Source organism: Neorhizobium sp. PAMB6716 (assembly GCF_058242805.1).
The window spans coordinates 544,198-563,926 of the sequence record NZ_CM177835.1 but is presented as its reverse complement, the minus strand read 5'-3'; the positions used below and the strand labels follow the sequence as shown (position 1 = coordinate 563,926).

General features: G+C 61.5%; 23 protein-coding genes. 2 read left to right on the top strand and 21 right to left on the bottom strand.

Annotation, left to right across the window (positions count from 1 at the left end; translation table 11 throughout):
• Positions 1-19: 19 nt before the first annotated feature.
• From aidB to ureE, 4 genes are all read right to left on the bottom strand, one after another.
• Positions 20-838, bottom strand: coding sequence for an AidB family quorum-quenching N-acyl homoserine lactonase (aidB, locus tag AC4CWH_RS02680; protein WP_491320265.1), 819 nt, complete (start codon positions 836-838; stop codon positions 20-22).
• The gene (gene ureG, locus AC4CWH_RS02675) at positions 831-1,451 is read right to left on the bottom strand and encodes an urease accessory protein UreG (protein ID WP_491320264.1); all 621 of its coding nucleotides are present in this window, start codon (positions 1,449-1,451) and stop codon (positions 831-833) included. Before ureG ends, aidB begins: the two co-directional genes overlap by 8 nt.
• Positions 1,452-1,521: 70 nt before the next feature.
• On the bottom strand, positions 1,522-2,205 hold the full coding sequence (locus AC4CWH_RS02670; RefSeq protein WP_491320263.1) for an urease accessory protein UreF: 684 nt from the start codon (positions 2,203-2,205) through the stop codon (positions 1,522-1,524).
• A 6-nt stretch (positions 2,206-2,211) separates the two neighbouring features.
• Positions 2,212-2,724, bottom strand: a complete 513-nt coding sequence (gene ureE, locus AC4CWH_RS02665) for an urease accessory protein UreE (protein WP_491320262.1) — start codon at positions 2,722-2,724, stop codon at positions 2,212-2,214.
• A gap of 316 nt (positions 2,725-3,040) precedes the next feature.
• Between ureE and AC4CWH_RS02660 the strand changes: the two genes are divergently transcribed.
• Positions 3,041-3,970 carry an IS110 family RNA-guided transposase gene (locus tag AC4CWH_RS02660; protein WP_491318559.1) on the top strand — a complete coding sequence of 310 codons (930 nt, stop codon included), beginning with the start codon at positions 3,041-3,043 and terminating at the stop codon, positions 3,968-3,970.
• A 176-nt stretch (positions 3,971-4,146) separates the two neighbouring features.
• Here AC4CWH_RS02660 and AC4CWH_RS02655 read toward each other — a convergent pair whose 3' ends face one another.
• From AC4CWH_RS02655 to AC4CWH_RS02575, 17 genes are all read right to left on the bottom strand, one after another.
• The gene (locus tag AC4CWH_RS02655) at positions 4,147-4,686 is read right to left on the bottom strand and encodes a peroxiredoxin (RefSeq protein WP_491320261.1); all 540 of its coding nucleotides are present in this window, start codon (positions 4,684-4,686) and stop codon (positions 4,147-4,149) included.
• 148 nt (positions 4,687-4,834) lie between these two features.
• Positions 4,835-5,524, bottom strand: coding sequence for a TIGR02117 family protein (locus tag AC4CWH_RS02650; RefSeq protein ID WP_491320260.1), 690 nt, complete (start codon positions 5,522-5,524; stop codon positions 4,835-4,837).
• Positions 5,525-5,581: 57 nt separating this feature from the next.
• Positions 5,582-5,824 (bottom strand): hypothetical protein, encoded by a 243-nt coding sequence (locus AC4CWH_RS02645; RefSeq protein ID WP_491320259.1) that lies wholly within the window; start codon positions 5,822-5,824, stop codon positions 5,582-5,584.
• Positions 5,825-5,879: 55 nt separating this feature from the next.
• Positions 5,880-6,296, bottom strand: coding sequence for a GNAT family N-acetyltransferase (locus tag AC4CWH_RS02640; RefSeq protein ID WP_491320258.1), 417 nt, complete (start codon positions 6,294-6,296; stop codon positions 5,880-5,882).
• Positions 6,297-6,334: 38 nt separating this feature from the next.
• Positions 6,335-8,047, bottom strand: coding sequence for an urease subunit alpha (gene ureC, locus AC4CWH_RS02635; RefSeq protein WP_491284076.1), 1,713 nt, complete (start codon positions 8,045-8,047; stop codon positions 6,335-6,337).
• A 62-nt stretch (positions 8,048-8,109) separates the two neighbouring features.
• Positions 8,110-8,544, bottom strand: coding sequence for a lysozyme inhibitor LprI family protein (locus AC4CWH_RS02630; RefSeq protein ID WP_491320257.1), 435 nt, complete (start codon positions 8,542-8,544; stop codon positions 8,110-8,112).
• Entirely contained in the window at positions 8,544-8,849 is a 306-nt protein-coding gene (locus AC4CWH_RS02625) for an urease subunit beta (RefSeq protein ID WP_491320256.1), read from the bottom strand. Before AC4CWH_RS02625 ends, AC4CWH_RS02630 begins: the two co-directional genes overlap by 1 nt.
• A 28-nt stretch (positions 8,850-8,877) precedes the next feature.
• Positions 8,878-9,132 (bottom strand): DUF1272 domain-containing protein, encoded by a 255-nt coding sequence (locus tag AC4CWH_RS02620; RefSeq protein ID WP_491320255.1) that lies wholly within the window; start codon positions 9,130-9,132, stop codon positions 8,878-8,880.
• Positions 9,133-9,136: 4 nt separating this feature from the next.
• Positions 9,137-9,439 carry an urease subunit gamma gene (locus AC4CWH_RS02615; RefSeq protein ID WP_210104295.1) on the bottom strand — a complete coding sequence of 101 codons (303 nt, stop codon included), beginning with the start codon at positions 9,437-9,439 and terminating at the stop codon, positions 9,137-9,139.
• 20 nt (positions 9,440-9,459) lie between these two features.
• Entirely contained in the window at positions 9,460-10,284 is an 825-nt protein-coding gene (locus AC4CWH_RS02610; RefSeq protein ID WP_491320254.1) for an urease accessory protein UreD, read from the bottom strand.
• On the bottom strand, positions 10,221-11,432 hold the full coding sequence (locus AC4CWH_RS02605) for a CE1 family esterase (RefSeq protein WP_491320253.1): 1,212 nt from the start codon (positions 11,430-11,432) through the stop codon (positions 10,221-10,223). Before AC4CWH_RS02605 ends, AC4CWH_RS02610 begins: the two co-directional genes overlap by 64 nt.
• A gap of 130 nt (positions 11,433-11,562) precedes the next feature.
• Positions 11,563-12,258, bottom strand: a complete 696-nt coding sequence (gene urtE, locus AC4CWH_RS02600) for an urea ABC transporter ATP-binding subunit UrtE (protein ID WP_491320252.1) — start codon at positions 12,256-12,258, stop codon at positions 11,563-11,565.
• Positions 12,259-12,444: 186 nt separating this feature from the next.
• Positions 12,445-13,209 (bottom strand): urea ABC transporter ATP-binding protein UrtD, encoded by a 765-nt coding sequence (gene urtD, locus AC4CWH_RS02595; protein WP_491284069.1) that lies wholly within the window; start codon positions 13,207-13,209, stop codon positions 12,445-12,447.
• Between the two features lie 4 nt (positions 13,210-13,213).
• Positions 13,214-14,383 carry an urea ABC transporter permease subunit UrtC gene (gene urtC / locus AC4CWH_RS02590; protein ID WP_491320251.1) on the bottom strand — a complete coding sequence of 390 codons (1,170 nt, stop codon included), beginning with the start codon at positions 14,381-14,383 and terminating at the stop codon, positions 13,214-13,216.
• Positions 14,380-15,993 carry an urea ABC transporter permease subunit UrtB gene (gene urtB / locus AC4CWH_RS02585; RefSeq protein ID WP_491320250.1) on the bottom strand — a complete coding sequence of 538 codons (1,614 nt, stop codon included), beginning with the start codon at positions 15,991-15,993 and terminating at the stop codon, positions 14,380-14,382. Before urtB ends, urtC begins: the two co-directional genes overlap by 4 nt.
• A gap of 141 nt (positions 15,994-16,134) precedes the next feature.
• Positions 16,135-17,424, bottom strand: coding sequence for an urea ABC transporter substrate-binding protein (urtA, locus tag AC4CWH_RS02580; protein ID WP_491284066.1), 1,290 nt, complete (start codon positions 17,422-17,424; stop codon positions 16,135-16,137).
• Between the two features lie 243 nt (positions 17,425-17,667).
• Positions 17,668-18,630, bottom strand: a complete 963-nt coding sequence (locus tag AC4CWH_RS02575; protein ID WP_491320249.1) for a GlxA family transcriptional regulator — start codon at positions 18,628-18,630, stop codon at positions 17,668-17,670.
• 452 nt (positions 18,631-19,082) lie between these two features.
• Here AC4CWH_RS02575 and AC4CWH_RS02570 point away from each other — a divergent pair, with 452 nt between their 5' ends.
• On the top strand, positions 19,083-19,679 hold the full coding sequence (locus AC4CWH_RS02570; protein WP_491320248.1) for a LysE family translocator: 597 nt from the start codon (positions 19,083-19,085) through the stop codon (positions 19,677-19,679).
• Positions 19,680-19,729: the final 50 nt, after the last annotated feature.

The window sequence follows — 19,729 nt, the reverse complement described above, 5'->3', positions numbered from 1 at the left end:
ATAGGGCGGCCGGGGTCGGTCAGGCAGGCGTAAACCGCCAGACGTCACCGGACTTTTCAACACGCACGAAGCCGGAAACGTGCCCGCCGGATGCCACCCAATGCTCCCGGCTGGCACGCGAGAAAATCGACCGGCGGCTCGCGGCACCCATGGCTGCATCGGCATCATAGATGAAGCAGAAGTCGGGATCGTTGAGCTGCAGGGCTGGCGCGTGCACCAGATCACCCCAAAGCAGAAGCTGCTCGCCCTCCGTGCCGATGAGATAACCGAATTGGCCGGGCGTGTGGCCCGGCATGGCGATGGCCTCGATCTCCGGCAAAACGGGGCCTTCTTCCAACGGCCTCACCCGCCCGCCATAACTTTCCAGCAGGCGCGGAGCGATATCGAAGCCGCCACGCCGATAGGCGGGCACCGTTTCCTTCAGGGCAGCATTGCCGAAGAAGTCGAGGTCGGGTTTCGGCGCGTAGATGTCCGCGTTCGGAAAATAGGGCCCGACATCGTCAAACAGCCCCAGCACATGGTCGCCGTGCAGATGCGTGACAAGCACGCGGACCACATCCTGCGGCTCAACGCCCGCCGCCGCCAGCTCTGCCCGGCCAAGGCCGAGTTGCGGTCCCCAGAACGGACCCGTGCCCGCATCGACCAAGGTGACACCGTCTGGCCCCCTGAGTAGAAACAGGTTGACGTCCATATCCACCGTCGGCGCGCCCCAGGAGGCAACTGCCGCATCGCGCGCCGCGTCGCTGCTGGCATGGGCAAGGTGCTCGATCGGCGCCTTGTATACGCCGTCGATCAGTGCCGTCACCGCGTAGGAACCGAAACGCCTCATCTCAGGCATGTTGCAATCCGCCATGGGTTTCCAGAAACCGCACGAGGTGATCGACGCCCTCGCCGCGCTTCAGATCGGTAAAGACAAAGGGCATGCCGGCGCGCTGTTTGCTGGCGTCGCGGTCCATCACGTCGAGATCGGCGCCGACATACGGCGCCAGATCCTTCTTGTTGATGACCAGCATATCCGAGCGGGTAATGCCCGGCCCGCCCTTGCGGGGGATTTCCTCGCCCTGGCAGGTGGAAATCACGTAGATGGTGATATCGGCCAGATCCGGCGAGAAGGTCGCGGCCAGATTATCGCCGCCGGATTCGATGAAGATCAGGTCGAGATCCGGAAATTTTTCGTTGAGCCCTGCAATGGCCTGCAAGTTGATCGTGGCATCCTCGCGAATGGCCGTGTGCGGGCAGCCGCCGGTTTCGACGCCGACGATGCGATCCGAGGAGAGCGCCTGCATGCGCACCAGCGCTTCGGCATCTTCCTTGGTGTAGATATCGTTGGTGACGACGGCGACCGAATATTTGTCGCGCATCGCCTTGCAGAGCTTTTCCGTGAGCGCCGTCTTGCCCGAGCCGACCGGCCCGCCGATGCCAACCCGCAAGGGTCCATTCGCCGATTTCATCTGATGTCGTTCCCTTCAATTTCAAAAGCCAGAATAACGCGCGGTGCCCCTGGCGCAAGCCAAGTTCGCATCACGAGCGGAAGAGCCGAGAGGCCTGCGTCTCATGCCGGAGCGAGGCGATATCGGCCTGCACGGTGGCCGTGCCGAGATCATCGAGCGTGGTTTTTTCCGCCTTTTCGGCAATGCCTGACATTTCACCTTCAAGGGCCGCAAGGATGGCAACGCCCTGGTGCTGGCCGGTGACGCCAAGGCGAATGCCGGCCGACACGCCTTGCGAGAGGCCCGCATGGAGAAAGGCGGCAAGTGCCGGCACGCAAGCGATCCCGTGGGCTGCCGAGACAGCGCCGACGGCCACCGGATAAGGACAATCCCGCGGTAGCGTTTCAAACACCGGATGCGGCCAGGCAGTGGCGGCGGCGAGGAAGGCACGGCCGAGCGACAGTGTTTCCAGATGCCGTTCCGCAGAACCGGCAAGCGCCAGCCCTAGTTCGGACAGTTCCGAAAGCGCAGGCGCCGCCGGATCGGCCTCCTCAAAGGCGCGGTGGCTTGCTGAAAACAGCACCGCATCGTTCCACCAGGTGCCGTGGCACAGAAGCGTTTCGAGCCAGAGGTGCAGGCCTTTCGCATCCAGCACCAGCCCATCGTGAGCCGCCCGTTCCAGCCCGCCGGAATAGGCAAAACCGCCGACGGGAAAGGCCGGAGACAGCCATGCCATCAGCCGCAGCAGCGCCTGCGTTTCCAGTGGCGCCTGCATCAGCGGTTAGTCATGGCTGTGATCGTGGCCGTGATGATCGTGAGACCCATGGTCGTGCGCACCATGGTCATGATGATCATGGCTTCCATGCGCGTGATAAGCGCCGCGGGCCGGCTGAAAAGCTTCTTCCACATCCAGCACCGTGGCGCCGAGCCCCTGCAGCATGGAGCGGATGACGTGATCACGCAGGATCAGAATGCGGTCTTCCTCGATCTGCGCCGCCAGATGCCGGTTGCCGAGATGCCAGGCGAGTTCGATGAGGTGCAGCCGGTTTTTGGCGCGTATCTCGAACAGCTTTTCAGCCGCCGACTTCACTTCCACCGTGTCACCATTATCCAGCACCAGCCGGTCGCCATCGTGAAACAGCACGGCATCCTTGAGATCGAGCATCACCATATCGCCGTTCGACAGATGCAGAAGCTTGCGGCGCAGGTGGCGCAGATCGTGCGGGAGGGTGACGGTATCGACGGGCGGATCGGAAATCTCGCCGGCCGGGCGATAGGAATGGACATGCTGCATGAAAATCTTCCTGTGATGGTGGCCGGCATCATTGCCAAGGCTGGTGCTCGTGACAAGCGGGATTTTACATGGAATGGATTTTGAGGCTGAGGTCGCGCAAGTGGCCCCCTCATCCGCCTGCCGGCACCCTTGTAACTTCCCAATAGCCGCATTTGGGTGTGTACTGCCCGATGCGGTGGCGGATGGGAGACCGACAAACCTTTGGGACACCAAGCCCGTGGGAGAGCAAGGGTCTCCGTCCGCCGTTCCATCGAACCCGAACAGTCGCCAGGACCGCTTGCGCAGGCAAAGTCCGTTTAGGCAAGGATGGGAAAAGATGGATATCGTTGTTGGGATCGATGTTTCGAAGGATCGTCTGGATATCGCCGTGGCGCCATCCGGTGTGACGTTTGCGGTGGAAAATACGCATGCGGGCGTCGAAGATCTGGTCTCGCGACTGCAATCGATCAAAGCCGATGCCGTTGCCATGGAAGCAACCGGCGGGTTTGAGATGCTGGCGGTGGCGGCGCTGTCTTCGGCGGGCTTTGCCGTCCTCGTGGTCAATCCGGCGCAGGTGCGTTCTTATGCCAATGCGATCGGCCGTCGCGCCAAGACAGATCCGATCGATGCGGCAGTGATTGCCGCTTTCGTGATTGCGACCCAGCCAGAGCTGAGACCGCTCAAAGACTTGGAAACCCAGGCTTTGTCGGCACTTGTGGCCCGCAGGCGGCAGATCGTCCAGATGATCGTGGCCGAGGAAAACCGGGCGCGCATGGTTCTGGCGAAAGAGGCCCAGAAGAGCATTACGCGGTTGCTGAAAGCCCTCAAGCGCGAGCTGGAAAGTCTCGACGCCGATCTCGATGAACATATCCGCAGGTCGCCGCTGTGGCGGGTGCGCGAGCAGCTGCTGACATCGGTGCCGGGGGTGGGGGCCGCCACCGCTCGCACGCTGCTCGCCGAGATGCCGGAACTGGGCAGTCTCGATCGACGTCAGATCGCATCGCTGGCGGGTCTGGCACCCTTTACCCGACAATCGGGCACGTGGAAAGGCAAGAGCTTCATTGGCGGCGGCAGGGGCAAAGTGCGGGCCGTGCTGTTCATGGCAGCCCTCGTCGCCAGCCGGCACAACCCCGTGCTCAAAGCCTTTCGTGACCGTCTCGTCGCAGCCGGCAAACCCAAGATCGTCGCCATCGTCGCAACAATGCGCAAACTCCTCACCATGCTCAACGCCATCATCCGGGACCAAAAACCATGGCAAAACGCTTGACTGCAAAGACAGTCGCTCTCCCCGCTGGGGAGAAGGGGAAAATCTTTGCTGTCTCACCCGGATCAAGGTTGACGGCAATCGTCACGGCATATCCCTTCTCCCCCACGGGGAGAAGGTGGCGGCAGCCGGATGAGGGGGCGGCTGGCACAGGCCTTAGCCGCCCCCCCCAAAAAACCTCAGGCCGCGATCTTGCGGCGAAGGTTTTCCAAAATGTTCTGCGGCGAGGAAACGCCGTAGGGGTCGCTGTCGCAATTGTCGGAAAAGCCGTCTTCCTCGAACCACTGCTCGACAACGCCATCGTTGATGATGGCAGCGTAACGCCAGGAGCGCATGCCGAAACCGAGATTGTCCTTGGCAACCAGCATGCCCATCTTGCGGGTGAATTCGCCGGAACCGTCGGGGATAAGCTGCACGTTTTCAAGGGCCTGCGTCTTGCCCCAGGCATTCATCACGAAGGCGTCGTTCACCGAAATGCAATAGATGGCATCGATGCCTTCCGACTGGAATTCGCCATGCAGCTTTTCAAAATCGGGCAGCTGGAAGGTCGAGCAGGTCGGCGTGAAAGCGCCCGGCAGCGAAAACAGCACGACGCGTTTTCCAGCAAAATAATCGCCCGACGTCTTGTCCTGCCAGCGGAAGGGGTTGGGGCCACCGATCGCTTCGTCGCGCACGCGCGTGCGGAAGGTAACATCGGGTACCTTGCGGCCAATCAACATAATTCGTCTCCTGTCTAAGTCATGGTGCCCCGGCTTGTGCGATACACACTGGGGGCAAAACTAAAGGCGACAGGGTAACGGATTTTTGCGTGCAGCGCAGCATGGAAGGCCGATTTCAACAGCCGGGCATGGCCGCTATGCGCCAAGCTCATGGCTGGCTGGATACTGAACCATGAATGTCGAGCGACCAATCCAGCAATTGCGGGAGGGGCGTCCAGATACCGGTGCGCAACCCGCCGGCGCGCAGCATGGCCGCCGTCCAGGTGTTGCAGCCGACAAGTGCATTGAAGCGGCCGTTGGCTTCGAAGAACATGTCGTTGTCGCCATAGGAGGCGCCGGGAACGGACTTCACCCTGCCCTGCTCGCCCGCAAAACTCACCTTGATCGCCTGCACCATCTGCCGGTAACCGGCCTCTGACAACAAAAGGCTGCGCACCTGCGGCAGGTCGCGGGGAATATCTCCGGTCAGATCCACATGCATCACAGAGCGATCCACCGTGAGTGCCCGAAACACCGGCATCGGCTTCAGGTCACCCCAGGTCGGCGTCTCGATATAAAATGACCGTCCACCCCAGCCGAGCACCAGATAAACCGCATCCGACCGGCCGATGGCAAAGCCTTCATTGGCAAGCTCTGCAAACTCAGCGCGCAGATCATCATCCAGCCGCAACGCGATATCGGTGTGAATGGGATTGTGCAGAAGGAGGATTTCGCGGATTGGCGGATTGCCATCGCCAACGGAGGAAGAGGAGAGCGGCCGTGGGACGAGCGTGCCGAGGATCAGCAGCAGCAAAACAACAAGCGGAATGATCAAAAGCGCGCGGACGAACCTGGTCATGCCACTCGTCCTGTCCGGCTGTTTCGGCACACCACAGTGCCCGGCATGAACACAAGATCAATCGGCAAGATCAAGCCGGTGTTCGATCCGTTGCACCTTGTCGGCCAGCCGGACCAGCCTCAGGCCCATCTCTGCCACGCCTTCTGCATCTGCTCCCTGGTCCCGTCGAAGACCCGCAAGCCCCACCTCGATGCGCGTCAAACGACTGCCCTGCTCGCGAAGGATTTCATGCATGTCGCGCATGTCAGCAGAGACAGCACGCAGATGATCATGGACAAAATTGTTGATATCGTCAGCCATGGCATCACCCTGACACGTCGGAGCATCAGTCTACACCAAATGCTGGTCCTCGCAATCAGAGCGGTTTTCGAAAGTAGACCACCCGCTTTGTTTCCGCAAAACCCCAGGCGGCATGGGCCTGATGGGACGTGATATTGTCGATTTCCGCGTCGGAGCAAAGCTCCGCATAACCCTCTTCCCGAAGCACCGCAGAGATATGCGACAGAAGCGCGCCGCCAACCCCAGACCGGCGCGCCTCCGGCTCAACCCATATGCCCTCGAGAAAAGGCACCGGCGTGGCGGTGCAGCCATTGGCGTATTCGCGGATGGACATTTCGGCAAACCCTTGCGCGCGCCCATCGTCTGCAAGCGCGAGATAGGCCCGGTGATGGTCCTTGCCAAGCTGGTCCATCACATCGGCCTTGTGGCCGTTGAAATCCAGGCTGCTCCACAGGCACGCACGCATGCGGGCCCATTCATCGATATCGCCCATCTGCATCCTGCGGATTTGCCTGGGCATTTCGTCCTCGCTCAGAACAAGAAGTACCGCTGCGCCATCGGCAGAACCGTCGCCGGCTCACAAGTCAAAAGCTCGCCATCGGCGCGCACTTCGTAGGTTTCTGGGTCCACCTCGATATGCGGCGTCAGGTCGTTGTGGATCATCGACTTCTTGGAAATGCCGCCGCGGGTGTTTTTGACCGCCACCAGTTGTTTTGCAACACCGAGACGGTTTGCGAGACCGGCATCGAGCGAGGCCTGGGACACGAAAGTGACGGAGGAATTGGTGCGGGCCTTGCCGAAGGCGCCGAACATCGGGCGGTAATGCACCGGCTGCGGCGTCGGGATGGAGGCATTGGGATCGCCCATCGGGGCTGCCGCAATCATGCCGCCGAGCAGAACCATGTCCGGCTTCACGCCAAAGAAGGCCGGGCTCCACATCACGAGGTCGGCGCGCTTGCCCACTTCCACCGAGCCGATCTCGTGGCTGAGGCCGTGGGCGATGGCGGGGTTGATGGTGTATTTGGCGATGTAACGCTTGACGCGGAAATTGTCGTTTTCGCCGGTCTCCTGCGCCAGACGGCCGCGCTGGCGCTTCATCTTGTCGGCGGTCTGCCAGGTGCGGATGGCGACTTCGCCGACGCGGCCCATGGCCTGGCTGTCGGACGAAATGATCGAAAAAGCACCGATGTCATGCAAAATGTCTTCGGCCGCAATGGTTTCCTTGCGGATGCGGCTTTCAGCGAACGCAATGTCCTCAGGGATCGACGGCGACAGGTGATGGCAGACCATCAGCATGTCCAGATGTTCAGCCAGCGTGTTGATCGTGTACGGCCGCGTCGGGTTTGTCGACGACGGGATGACGTTCATCTGGCCGCAGATCTTGATAATATCGGGTGCGTGGCCGCCGCCGGCACCTTCGGTGTGGAAGGCGTGGATGGTGCGGCCCTTGATGGCGCCGATCGTGTCTTCCACGAAGCCACTTTCGTTCAGCGTATCCGTGTGGATCATCACCTGCACGTCGTATGCATCGGCAACCGACAGGCAGCAATCGATGGCGCCGGGGGTCGTTCCCCAGTCCTCGTGCAGTTTGAGCGAGGTGGCGCCGCCGAGCACCATTTCTTCGAGCGCGCCGGGAAGCGAGGCATTGCCCTTGCCGGCAAAGGCGAGGTTCATCGGAAACGCATCGGCGGCCTCGATCATGCGGGCGAGATGCCAGGGTCCCGGCGTGCAGGTGGTGGCAAGCGTGCCGTGGGCCGGGCCGGTGCCGCCGCCCAGCATGCAGGTGAGGCCCGACATCAGCGCCTCCTCGATCTGCTGCGGGCAGATGAAGTGGATATGCGCATCCATGCCGCCGGCGGTGATGATCTTGCCTTCGGCTGCAATCGCTTCCGTGCCGGGCCCGACGATGATGTTGACGCCCGGCTGCGTATCCGGGTTGCCCGCCTTGCCGATGGCGACGATCCGCCCGTCTTTCAGGCCGATATCGGCCTTGATGATGCCGGAATGGTCGATGATCACCGCATTGGTGATGACGGTATCGACGGCGCCATCGGCGCGCGTCACCTGGCTCTGGCCCATGCCGTCACGGATCACCTTGCCGCCGCCGAATTTTACCTCCTCGCCATAGGTGGTGAAATCCTTCTCCACCTCGATGAACAATTCGGTATCGGCAAGGCGCACCTTGTCGCCGATGGTCGGGCCGAACATTGAGGCATAGGCGGCGCGGGACATCTTGTAAGGCATGGGTTTTCTGGCTCCAGAACGTGTCTGCTGGCAGGCGGCGCCCCTCGCGCCGGTCCGCCGCGTTATTGTTGGCCGATTGTTTCGGCGAGTGTTTTCAGTTCTTCGGTGCGGACCTTGGTCAGTTCCGCCTTGCACGACAGGACCAGCATCGGTTCCAGCGTGCCGCCGCGGGCAGAAAAACCTTCCGATTCGCACTGCCCGTCGCGATAATCGATCCAGGCGCGCTGGCCTTTCAGCAGTGCCTTTTCGGCGCCGCGCTGATCGGCAGACAATTGCTTGTCCCAATCGATCATGACTTGGCGGGTGATCTTCCACTGGGCATTGAGATCGGCATCGGCAGCAGTGAAATCACGCCCCGCGCAGATGTTCATATCCGCCTGCGTCTCGGCCTTGTCGCAATCCACCTTCGGCGCGTCCTCGGCCATTACGGCACCCGCAAGAAGGGCGCCGCCAAGGCCAAGCCAGCACGACAGGAGAAGGCGGGGCACGGCGGGCATCACAGCTTGCCCATGACCTGCTGGCGAAAACCATAGACCTCGCGCTTGCCAGACAGCGGGATCAGCGTCACCTCGCGCGTCTGGCCCGGTTCGAAACGCACCGCCGTGCCGGCCGGGATATCCAGCCGCATGCCGCGCGCCGTGTCACGCTCGAAGGAGAGCCCGGCATTGGTTTCGAAAAAGTGGTAATGGCTTCCCACCTGCACCGGCCGGTCGCCGGTGTTCGACACTTCGATCGTCACCGTCGGCTGGCCGGCATTGAGGATGATATCGCCCTCTGCGGCAATGATTTCTCCGGGTATCATGATGGTGTCCCTCTCATAAGGCCGACGTTTACGCCGCTTTGACCGGCTGGCAGCCTTCAGCCTTCAGCACGCGTTTCGTGGAAGCTGGATTGTTGATGAGCTTTCCCGCCGGCCGCACCGGCCGGCGCACCAGTTCCCCGCCGCAATTGGGGCAGATGCCGGACAGCGTGTTCGTGGCGCAATCGGCGCAATAGGTGCATTCGAAGCTGCACATCATGGCGTCCCGGCTGTCAGGTGCCAGATCCCGGTCGCAGCATTCGCAATTGGGGCGAAGTTCCAGCATGGGGCTACCGGATCGGTTCGTGGACGGTCACCAGCTTGGTGCCATCGGGAAAGGTTGCTTCCACCTGGATATCGTGGATCATCTCGGCAATCCCCTCCATCACCTGGTCACGGGTGATGACGTGGGCGCCGGCTTCCATCAGGTCTGCCACGGCGCGGCCGTCGCGCGCGCCTTCCACGACGAAATCGGTAATGAGCGCGATCGCTTCGGGATGGTTCAGCTTCACGCCGCGCTCCAGCCGGCGGCGGGCAACCATTGCCGCCATCGAAATCAGGAGCTTGTCTTTTTCTCTTGGGCTGAGGTTCATGGGTTCCCCGATTTTTATGCTCAGATGTTCCAGACTTTCGGCACTGGCGCGCCGTTTCGCAAGAGCGAAATGACAGGAACCAGAATTTTTCTCAAGGCAAAGCCATCAGCGGCGGCAATACGCACCACAAGCTTGTCCTGCCAATGGCTTGCGCCGGAATATCCGGCGTCCAGACTATCGCGCAGGCGCGGTAAAAATGCCTCGGCCTGTGGGCCGGAATAAAACACCGTGGCAAAAGCGACACGGCCGGAGAGCACCGCCGGTCTTTGCCCGAGAGCCTTGATTTCTCCCGACAGCCGCACATCCTCGGCATGGATCAGGCGCCCCTCGCGGCGAATGCGCCAGCGATCGCGAAACAGGCCGTTATCGGCGCTTTCGCCCATGGCGGTGCGCCCGAGAATGATGGCTTCGACGGCCAGAAATTCCGCGTCATGGGCAAGATCCACCTCCAGTTCACGCGTCAGGGAAGCGCGGTCGAAGAGAATGCTTTCCTGCGGCAGCCAGGCGACGCGGGCGCCCTCGCCCGCCTCGATGCGGCTTGACAGAAGGGCGGTATCGGCGGCGGCCTTGTAGATCTTTTCATTGGCCTGGGTGGTCACCGTCACATCGGTGCCGGGGCCGGCGCGCAAGGACCACGACAGGCGGTCGCCGCCGGTCAGGCCGCCGGAGCTGTTGATGAGGACAGCCTCCAGCGCGGGGGTAAAACTTTCCGGCAGGCGAATTTTCGCACAGCCGTCCTGATAAAGCTCGGCAAGCCGCGAGCGACCTGCCAGCCGTTTTGTTACAAGGCGCCCTTCGCCCCGAGCCCGCTGCGGCGCTGGTCTGTTGGCTGGCTGTTGCTGCACGTCATTCCCTCGGCCGACATTCCCTCGGCATTGCCCGAAACGGAAGCCGCAACGCCGGCGCAGACCGCAACAGCCTTTGCCTTGCCGATCGGCTGGGCGGCGGTTGCGACAACATTGGTCATATTGGCCTTGGCAAAGAAGTCCCACATCCGCGACGCCGGATCAACATTGGGATCGAAGCTTTGCTTCTTGCCCGCAGAAACCTTGACGACACCCGCCTGGCTCTCAGTCGCCGCTGCAATCACATTGGCCTTGGCGCTGGGTCGCGGCCAGTCGTGGCTGCCCTCGGCAAATTCGTAAGTGGCGATGCGGGCACCGCTCATGCAGGTGTCAAACAGGCTGAACGTGACGCCATCGATGCTGGCGGAAGTGCCGTTGCCCTTGCAGCCATCCAGTTCCGCCCAGCGCTGCAGCGCGGTCTTGAAACCATATTGCCAATAGGGCTTTCCGCCGCCGGCATAGGGGTTTGCCTCATCCTTCACGCCGGCAAAGGCCATGATGGAGACGGGACGCGAAGGCTTGCAGCTGGCCGGATCAGGGCCCCACTTGCCATCGCGACGTTCGACCGGCAAGCCCACACGCAGGGAATTCACAAAACCGGCGGCCGCAAAATCATCGGCGCCGGAGCAGATATAGGCCGACAGCATACGCCCGCCGCCGGAATAACCCGAGGCATAGATGCGGGTGGGGTCAACGCAGTAATCCTGCTTCACCGTCTCGATGGCGGATTTGATATAGGCGATCTCATCCAGCCCGCCGGCTTGGCTGGTCACACCCGGAACGTTCCAGGCATGGGTGCCGGGCGGCTTGCCATCCAGGCTGCCCTGCGGGGCAAGCACGATAAAACCTTCGCGCTCGGCCACCTTGTCCCAGGAACTGCGGCGCATCTGGGCCCGCGGATAGCTGTTGCTGCCATGGAAATCGAACACGACGGCGAGCTTTTCCGTGCCGTTATAGGCTGAGGGCACGTAGGACACGGCATGACGCTCAACACCCCCAACGGTGAGGCTGATGTCGTGATATCCCGCATCCACCGCCACGCCGCAACCGGCACTGGCAGCCGTTGCGGCCATGAAAAATGCCCCTGCAGCCGCAAGGCCGCCAAGAGCACGGGAAAGGAAGATGCCGGAGCGAAGTCCAGATGCCATCAAGCGCCTCGTCAAACGGGAGTGCGTGAAAACGGAGTGTGTATTGGATTAAACTGCGCTCTGGTTAACATATTAGAAATCACTCGGAAACTCCCCAGGAGTGGAAGAGCAGCTATGCGATAAAATAGCATCACACGGTCAGGTGGCGCCTTGCTTCTGCCGTATCCAGCGTTTCTGCCGCCCCTTCATGCACGATTTCGCCACGATCCATGATGTAGACATGGTCTGCAAGCTCCCGGCAGAAGTCGAGATACTGTTCCACAAGAAGGATAGCCATGCCCGTGCTGTCGCGCAGGTAACGGATGGCGCGGCCGATATCCTTGATGATCGACGGCTGGATGCCCTCCGTCGGTTCATCCAGCACCAGAATTTTTGGCCGTGTGACCATGGCGCGGCCAATCGCCAGCTGCTGCTGCTGGCCCCCTGACAAATCGCCGCCACGGCGCGACAGCATGGAATTCAGCACCGGAAACAGCGCGAAAATATCATCCGGGATGAACTTTTCCTTGCGGCCAAGCGGTGCAAACCCGGTTTCGAGGTTCTCCTTCACCGTCAGCAGCGGAAAGATTTCCCGCCCCTGCGGCACATATCCGATGCCATGCTTGGCGCGGGCATAAGGCGCAAGGCCGTTGAGGGCAGCGCCGTTGAATGCAATCGAACCGGCGCTGACGGACTGCTGACCGGTGATGGCGCGCAGCAGCGAACTTTTTCCAACGCCGTTTCGCCCGAGCACACAGGTGATCTTGCCCATCGGCGCGGTGATGGAAACGCCCCGTAGAGCCTGGGCGGCGCCGTAATGCAGGTTGATGTTGTCGACTGTCAGCATGGGGGCCTCCGTGAATTCAGTACAGGATAAAACCCCCTCTGGCCTGCCGGCCATCTCCCCCACACGGGGGGAGAAAACTCGCGGCACCGCCTTGCCATACGGGAGAAAGGTCGAGCTAGGTTAAGCCCTCCCCCTTGTGGGGAGGGTGGGGAGGGGATTTTTGGGGATGCGCAGGTTTGCATAACCTCACCGCCCCAGATAATTCTCAATGACCTTCGGATCGCTCGACACAAAATCGATCGACCCCTCAGCCAGCACCGATCCTTCCGCCAGACATGTCACCTTCACCCCGAGATCGCGGATAAAACCCATGTCGTGCTCCACCACCACGACCGAGCGGGTCTTAGCGATTTCGCGCAGCAGGATGGCGGTTTCGGCGGTTTCGGCGTCGGTCATGCCGGCGACGGGTTCATCCACCAGCAGCAACTTCGGCTCCTGCGCCAGAAGCATGCCGATTTCCAGCCACTGCTTCTGGCCGTGGCTCAGATTGGCGGCCAGTTCATCGCGGCGGTGCGTCAGGCGGATCGTCGTCATGATCTCCTCGATGCGCGCCTTGTCCTCCGGCGTCAGGCGATAGAACAGCGTGGCGAAGACGCCGCGCTTGCGGTTCAGCGCCAGTTCCAGATTGTCCCAGACGGTGTGGCTTTCAAACACCGTCGGCTTCTGGAACTTGCGGCCGATGCCGAGCTGGGCAATGTCGGCCTCGTCCTTGCGGGTGAGGTCGATCGTGTCTTCGAACAAAACCCGGCCACTGTCGGGCCTTGTCTTGCCGGTGATGATGTCCATCATCGTTGTCTTGCCCGCACCATTCGGGCCGATGATGGCGCGCAATTCGCCCGGCTCCACCACGAAGGACAGGGAATTCAGCGCCTTGAAACCATCAAAGGAGACGGAAACGCCATCGAGATAAAGAAGCGATTGCGGGCGGGTTTCGCTGACGATCTGGTTCATGGGATCACTCCGCCGCCTGGATGGGATTTACTGCCGGTGTTTCGGTACGACCCTTTTCGGCCTCCACTGCCGCCTTCATCGCTTTGCGACCTGATTTCCGCGCCTGGATGGTGCCGACGATGCCCTTTGGCAAAAACAGCGTGACGCCGATGAAAAGGGCACCGAGCGCATAAAGCCAGGCTTCCGGGAAGGCGCCGGTGAAGAAGCTCTTGCCGCCATTGACAAGGATCGCGCCGATGATCGGGCCAATCAGCGTGCCGCGCCCGCCAACCGCCGTCCACACCACCACTTCGATGGAATTGGCCGGTGCAAATTCACCGGGATTGATGATACCGACCTGCGGCACGAAAAGCGCACCGGCAATGCCCGCCATCATGGCAGACACGACGAAGGTGAAGAGTTTGATGTTTTCGACGCGAAACCCGAGGAAGCGCACCCGGCTTTCGGCATCGCGCACGCCGACCAGCACCTTGCCGAATTTCGAGCGCACGATTCCCGACGATATGATCAGGCAGAGCGAAAGCATGATGGCCGAGAGTGCAAAAAGCACGGCGCGCGTGCCATCCGCCTGCACGGAAAAGCCGAGGATTTCCTTATAGTCTGTGAGACCGTTATTGCCGCCGAACCCCATGTCGTTGCGGAAGAAGGCAAGCAGCAGCGCATAGGTCATCGCCTGGGTGATGATCGACAGATAGACGCCGTTGACGCGGGAGCGGAAGGCAAACCAGCCGAAGATGAAGGCGAGCAGGCCCGGCACGACCAGCACCATCAGCATGGCAAACCAGAACATGTCCATGCCATGCCAGAACCATGGCAGTTCCTTCCAGTTGAGGAAGACCATAAAGTCGGGCAGTTCCGGATTGCCATAAACGCCGCGCGAGCCGATCTGGCGCATCAGATACATGCCCATGGCATAACCGCCGAGCGCGAAAAACGCGCCGTGGCCGAGCGAGAGAATGCCGCAATAACCCCAGACGAGATCGAGTGCGAGCGCCAGAAGCGCGTAGCAGAGATATTTGCCCATCAGCGAGACGGCATAGGTCGGGATATGCAGCGCGCTGTCGGGCGGTGTCAGCAGATTGGCGGCTGGCACCAGCACGGCGACCGCCAGAAGCACGGCGACGGCAACAACGATACGGCCTTCGAGGGCACGCAGGATAAAGCTCGTGATCATGCTTCGATCGCCCTTCCCTTGAGTGCGAAGAGACCGCGCGGCCGCTTCTGGATGAAAAGGATGATGAGGACGAGCACCAGGATCTTGCCGAGCACGGCACCGACCGAGGGCTCCAGGAACTTGTTGAGGACGCCGAGCGACAAGGCCCCGACCAGCGTTCCCCAGAGATTGCCAACGCCACCGAAGACCACGACCATGAAACTGTCAATGATGTAGGACTGGCCGAGATTGGGCGAGACGTTATCGATCTGGGACAGCGCCACGCCGGCGATGCCGGCAATGCCTGAGCCAAGCGCAAAGGTGAAAGCGTCAACCCAGGCGGTGCGGATGCCCATGGAGGAGGCCATGCGGCGGTTCTGGGTGACGGCGCGCATCTGCAGGCCGAAAGCGGAGCGCTTCATGAGGAGCAGCAGGCCAAAGAAGATCGACAGCGAGAAGGCAACGATCCACAGCCGGTTCCAGGTGATCGACAGGCCACCCAGCGGAAACGAGCCGGACATCCAGGAGGGATTGCCGACCTCGCGGTTGGTCGGGCCAAAGATGGTGCGGATCAACTGCTGCAGAATGAGCGAAATGCCCCAGGTCGCCAGCAGCGTTTCCAGCGGCCGGCCATAAAGAAAACGGATGACACCGCGTTCGATGACAAGGCCGATGGCACCGGTGATGAGGAAGGCGACGGGCACGGCAATCGCCAACGACCAGTCGAACAAATGCGGCGCAGACGTGCGGATCACCTCCTGCACCATGAAAGTGGCGTAAGCGCCGATCATCACCATCTCGCCATGCGCCATGTTGATGATGCCCATCACGCCGAAGGTGATGGCAAGGCCGATGGCGGCCAGCAGCAGCACGGAACCGAGCGAAATGCCGTACCAGATGTTCTGGCCCATATCCCAGAAGGCGAGCGTGCTTTCGATCTTGCCGATGGCGCGATCGACATCCGGCTTCAGGGCCGGATCGAGCGCACCGGAGGCGGTCATCAGGATGCTGACAGCACCGCGACCGCCAAGGCTTGCGACGGTTTCGATCGCGGCGCGTTTTTCGTCGAGCGAGCGGTCAGACGACAGAACGGAGGCGGCACGCGCCTCTTCCATGCGCGCCTTCACCTCACGGTCGGTTTCCTTGGCAAGGGCTGCCTCGACCAGATCGAGGTTTTCGGCGCTGGGCGAGCGCAGCACCGCATCGGCAGCTTCCAGGCGCACATTGCGGTCGGGGCTCAGAAGCGTGAGGCCACCGAGCGCCGAGCGGATGACGCGGCGAAGGCTGTTATTGATCTTCAACTTGTTCATGGCGCCCTTCGGCGCCTCGCCGGCGGTCTCTCCCGACAGCGGATCGATCAGCGCCAGATTGGCGCCGGAGGCCTTGGTGATGAACACGGCGCCATCGGATTTGCGGGCATAAAGATCGCCTTCGCTAAAGGCTTCAAGCGCCGGCACGACACGCGGATCGCCGCTGGCCGCCAGCTGGCCGATCAGCACTTCCGCCTGCTTGAAATCCGCCTTGCCCAGCTCGTTGAACAGCGTTTTCGGGTCGCTCTGGGCGGCGGCAGTAAAAGACACCGCGCACACGGCAAGCACCGTCAAAATTAACCGAAAAAATTGATGTAACATCAGATCGCCCCCTCTCGTCGCGCAGCACCCCGGGCCGAAAAGGCATCTGCCGGGGGCCGGCAACGTTCTAACTCCCTCCCCCCGGCGGACGGGGAGAGGGACGCGCTCAAGGTGTCAGGCACTGGACCGGAAGCAGGCCGATCAGCTGCCCTTGCCACCGCACTTGCCCGTTGCAACGTTGAAGTTGCCGCAGGACATGGGCTTGCGCCAATCGGAGATCAGGTTCTTCGAATCCGGCAGGTAATCCGACCATTCGTCGCCGACCACGGACGGGGTCTGCTGGACGATTTCGAACTGACCGTTGGACTGGATTTCGCCGATCAGGACCGGCTTGGTGATGTGGTGGTTCGGCATGACGGTGGAGGTGCCGCCCGACAGGTTCGGCACGGAAACGCCGATGATGCTGTCGAGAACCTTGTCCGTATCGGTGGTGCCGGCGGCTTCCACAGCCTTTACCCAGGCGTTGAAGCCGATATAGGCGGCTTCCATCGGGTCGTTGGTGACGCGCTTGTCGTTCTTGGTGAACGCATGCCATTCCTTGATGAACTCGGCATTGACGGGTGCATCGACGGACTGGAAGTAGTTCCAGGCAGCGAGATGGCCGACCAGCGGCGTGGTGTCGAGACCGGCCAGTTCCTCTTCACCGACCGAGAAAGCGACGACCGGAATGTCTTCGGCCTTGATGCCCTGGTTTGCCAGTTCCTTGTAGAAGGGAACGTTGGCATCACCGTTGATGGTGGAGACAACGGCGGTCTTTTTACCGGCCGAGCCGAACTTCTTGATGTCGGTCACGATCGTCTGCCAGTCGGAATGACCGAACGGCGTGTAGTTGATCATGATGTCCTCTTCCTTGACGCCCTTCGACATCAGGTAGGCCTTCAGGATCTTGTTGGTCGTCTGCGGATAGACGTAGTCGGTGCCGGCGAGAACCCAGCGCTGCACGCCTTCGTTTTCAGCCAGATAATCGACAGCCGGGATGGCCTGCTGGTTCGGCGCGGCACCGGTGTAGAAGATGTTGCGCGAGGATTCTTCACCCTCGTACTGCACGGGGTAGAAGAGGATGGAGTTCAGCTCTTCGAAAACCGGCAGAACGGATTTGCGCGAGGACGAGGTCCAGCAACCGAAGACGGCAGCAACCTTGTCCTGGGAGATCAGCTGGCGGGCCTTTTCGGCAAACAGCGGCCAGTCGGAGGCCGGATCGACAACGACGGCTTCAAGCTTCTTGCCGAGAACGCCGCCCTTCTTGTTCTGCTCGGCAACGAGCATCAGCATGACGTCTTTCAGCGTCGTTTCCGAGATCGCCATCGTGCCCGACAGCGAATGGAGAACGCCGATCTTGATGGTGTCGTCTGCGGCAAAGGCGCCGTGGAAGGACGTGGTGGACATGATGGCAGCGAGCATCGCGCCGGAAAGCCTGGCTTTGAAATTCATGGTTCGAACCCCTCTTCTTGTTCGGTGGCAACGGGCCTTGGAACCGGCCGTTTGTCGTTGCTTCAGGAACTATGGTTCGCTGCAGTGCAAAACCACATACGTCATATGACGTAAGGCAGGGGGCGAAACGGGAAGATCACTGCAAGCTGCCGGACAGCAGCGCTTCATCCGCCAAGTCTGGCTCGCGGCATCGTATCCGCGCTTTAGCCGTTCCCGGCGTTTCGATGCTCCCGCGGGACTTACTCAGCCGCGCGCCCGCACGTCCCGCACACCGCGGCCGAGCCTGCGGCGCAACAGGGTCCGCAACGTTGCGCCATCGGCATACCCGACCATGCCGGCGATCTCATCAGGGCTTTTGTCGCTGGTCTTCAGCAGATGAACGGCACGCTCGACGCGCAGATCCTGAAAATAGGAAAGCGGTGTCTTGCCAAGCACCTGCTGCAGACGGCGCGCCAGCGTGCGCTTGCCGGCGCCGACGGCATCGGCCGCATCGTCAAGCGAAAAACCTTCAGACAGCCGGCCCCGCGCCCAGCGTTCGAACTTCTCGACCACAGGATCGGTATGCGCGAGATGATCCGCAATGACATAGGCCGATTGCGCCGGCCGGCTGTCGACAATGAGGTAACGTGCCACGAGGTTTGCCAGTTCCGGGCTCGCCTGGCGCACCAGCCAGAGCGCCATGTCCACATGGCCAAGGGCCGCGCCGGCCGTGACCAGCGCACCGGACTTCACCACCATCCGCCCATCCTCCAGCCGAACGGACGGATAACGCTGGCGAAAGAGCGGCGCAAGCCACCAGGTGGTTGTTGCCCTTTCCCGATCAAGCAGTCCGGATTCGGCAAGCACGAAGGTTCCGATACAGGCGGCGGCAAGATTGATGCCACCGGCCCTTGCTTCCCTGAGTGCGGCGGCTGCATCCTGGACATCCGGCCGCGCCAGCGCCGGCACAAGCAGGTCCGGCATCTTGTAGCCAATCGCCGGAACCACAAGCCAGTCGCCTCCCGCCGGAGCCGGCATGGCCGAGATCGGAACGCCAAACCCTTGCGCCGTTTTTACCTCGCGTCGCATACCGACGACCGAGACCTCGAAAGGCGGCACATCGAGCGCGCGCATCATGGCGAGTTCATTGGCGGTAGTGAGGACATCGAGGATGGACGAGAGACCGGTGTCGAAGACGCCATCAAGGGCCAGCACCTGCACTTTCATGGCAATATTCCTATCAAGACTGTCAATATTGACAATAGCAGATCACAGCAACCTCCGCCATGATTGGGACGTGGCAACAGGAATGCGCAGGGCCATGATGTGACGACGATCGGCAAACACCGTTGCACGGGCCGCGGGCTTTACCTTGCCCGCTCATCTCGATTCATTCCTTAGTGATCCGGAATGCCGGCAGTCGACAGGGCGTCTCGCCTGTGCCGACTGCGGTGATCACGACAAACCACCGGGAAATGGAACAACTCGATGCAGCCTGTCTCATCCGGTCGCATGAGAAGCCGCATGACAGGCCACACGGCTGACACTGGCTGCCCGCTTGCGACGCGCTGAGCGACCAATGGGGCGGCAGGCTTCAGGCTCCGCCACCCTGGTTTCCTGTTCCGACCCAATCTTGAACGCCGCCGGGAGGCCGCCTCCCCGCAGGGGAGTGCCACGTCATGCCATATGAGACTGTTCTCGCCGTCGCCCTTTTTGCCTTGGTCGGCTCGGTGTCGCCCGGGCCAAGCAATTTCATGCTGCTTGCCTCAGGAACCAATTTCGGCTTCTGGCGCACGGTGCCGCAGATCCTCGGCATTACCGTGGGTTTTTCCACCGTGCTTCTGGCCGTCGGTTTCGGGCTCGGCGCCCTGATCACGGCCTGGCCGCCGATCGGTCTGGCGCTGAAGATCGCCGGCGGCGCCTATCTCCTCTATCTCGCCTGGCGGATCGGCATGTCCCGGACAATCTCCAACGGTGATACGGACGCTGCCCGACCGCTGACCCTAGTGGAATCGGCGGCATTCCAATGGGTAAACCCGAAGGCCTGGATTGCGGCGGTGACCGCCATGGCGGCCTATGCCAAGGCCGACAGTCCCTTTGCGTCGATCTTGCTGATCACGGTCGTGATCGCCATTGTCAACCTGCCGAGCGTCGCGGTCTGGGCCGGCTTCGGCGTGGCGCTTCGCCAGTTCCTCACACAGCCGTCACGATTGAAATGGTTCAATATCGCCATGGGCCTGCTGCTCGTTGCGACCCTCTGGCCGCTTCTGCGATAACATCCGAAACTGGATCGCGCGCTCGCGCTCTCGGGACCGATGACACCGGA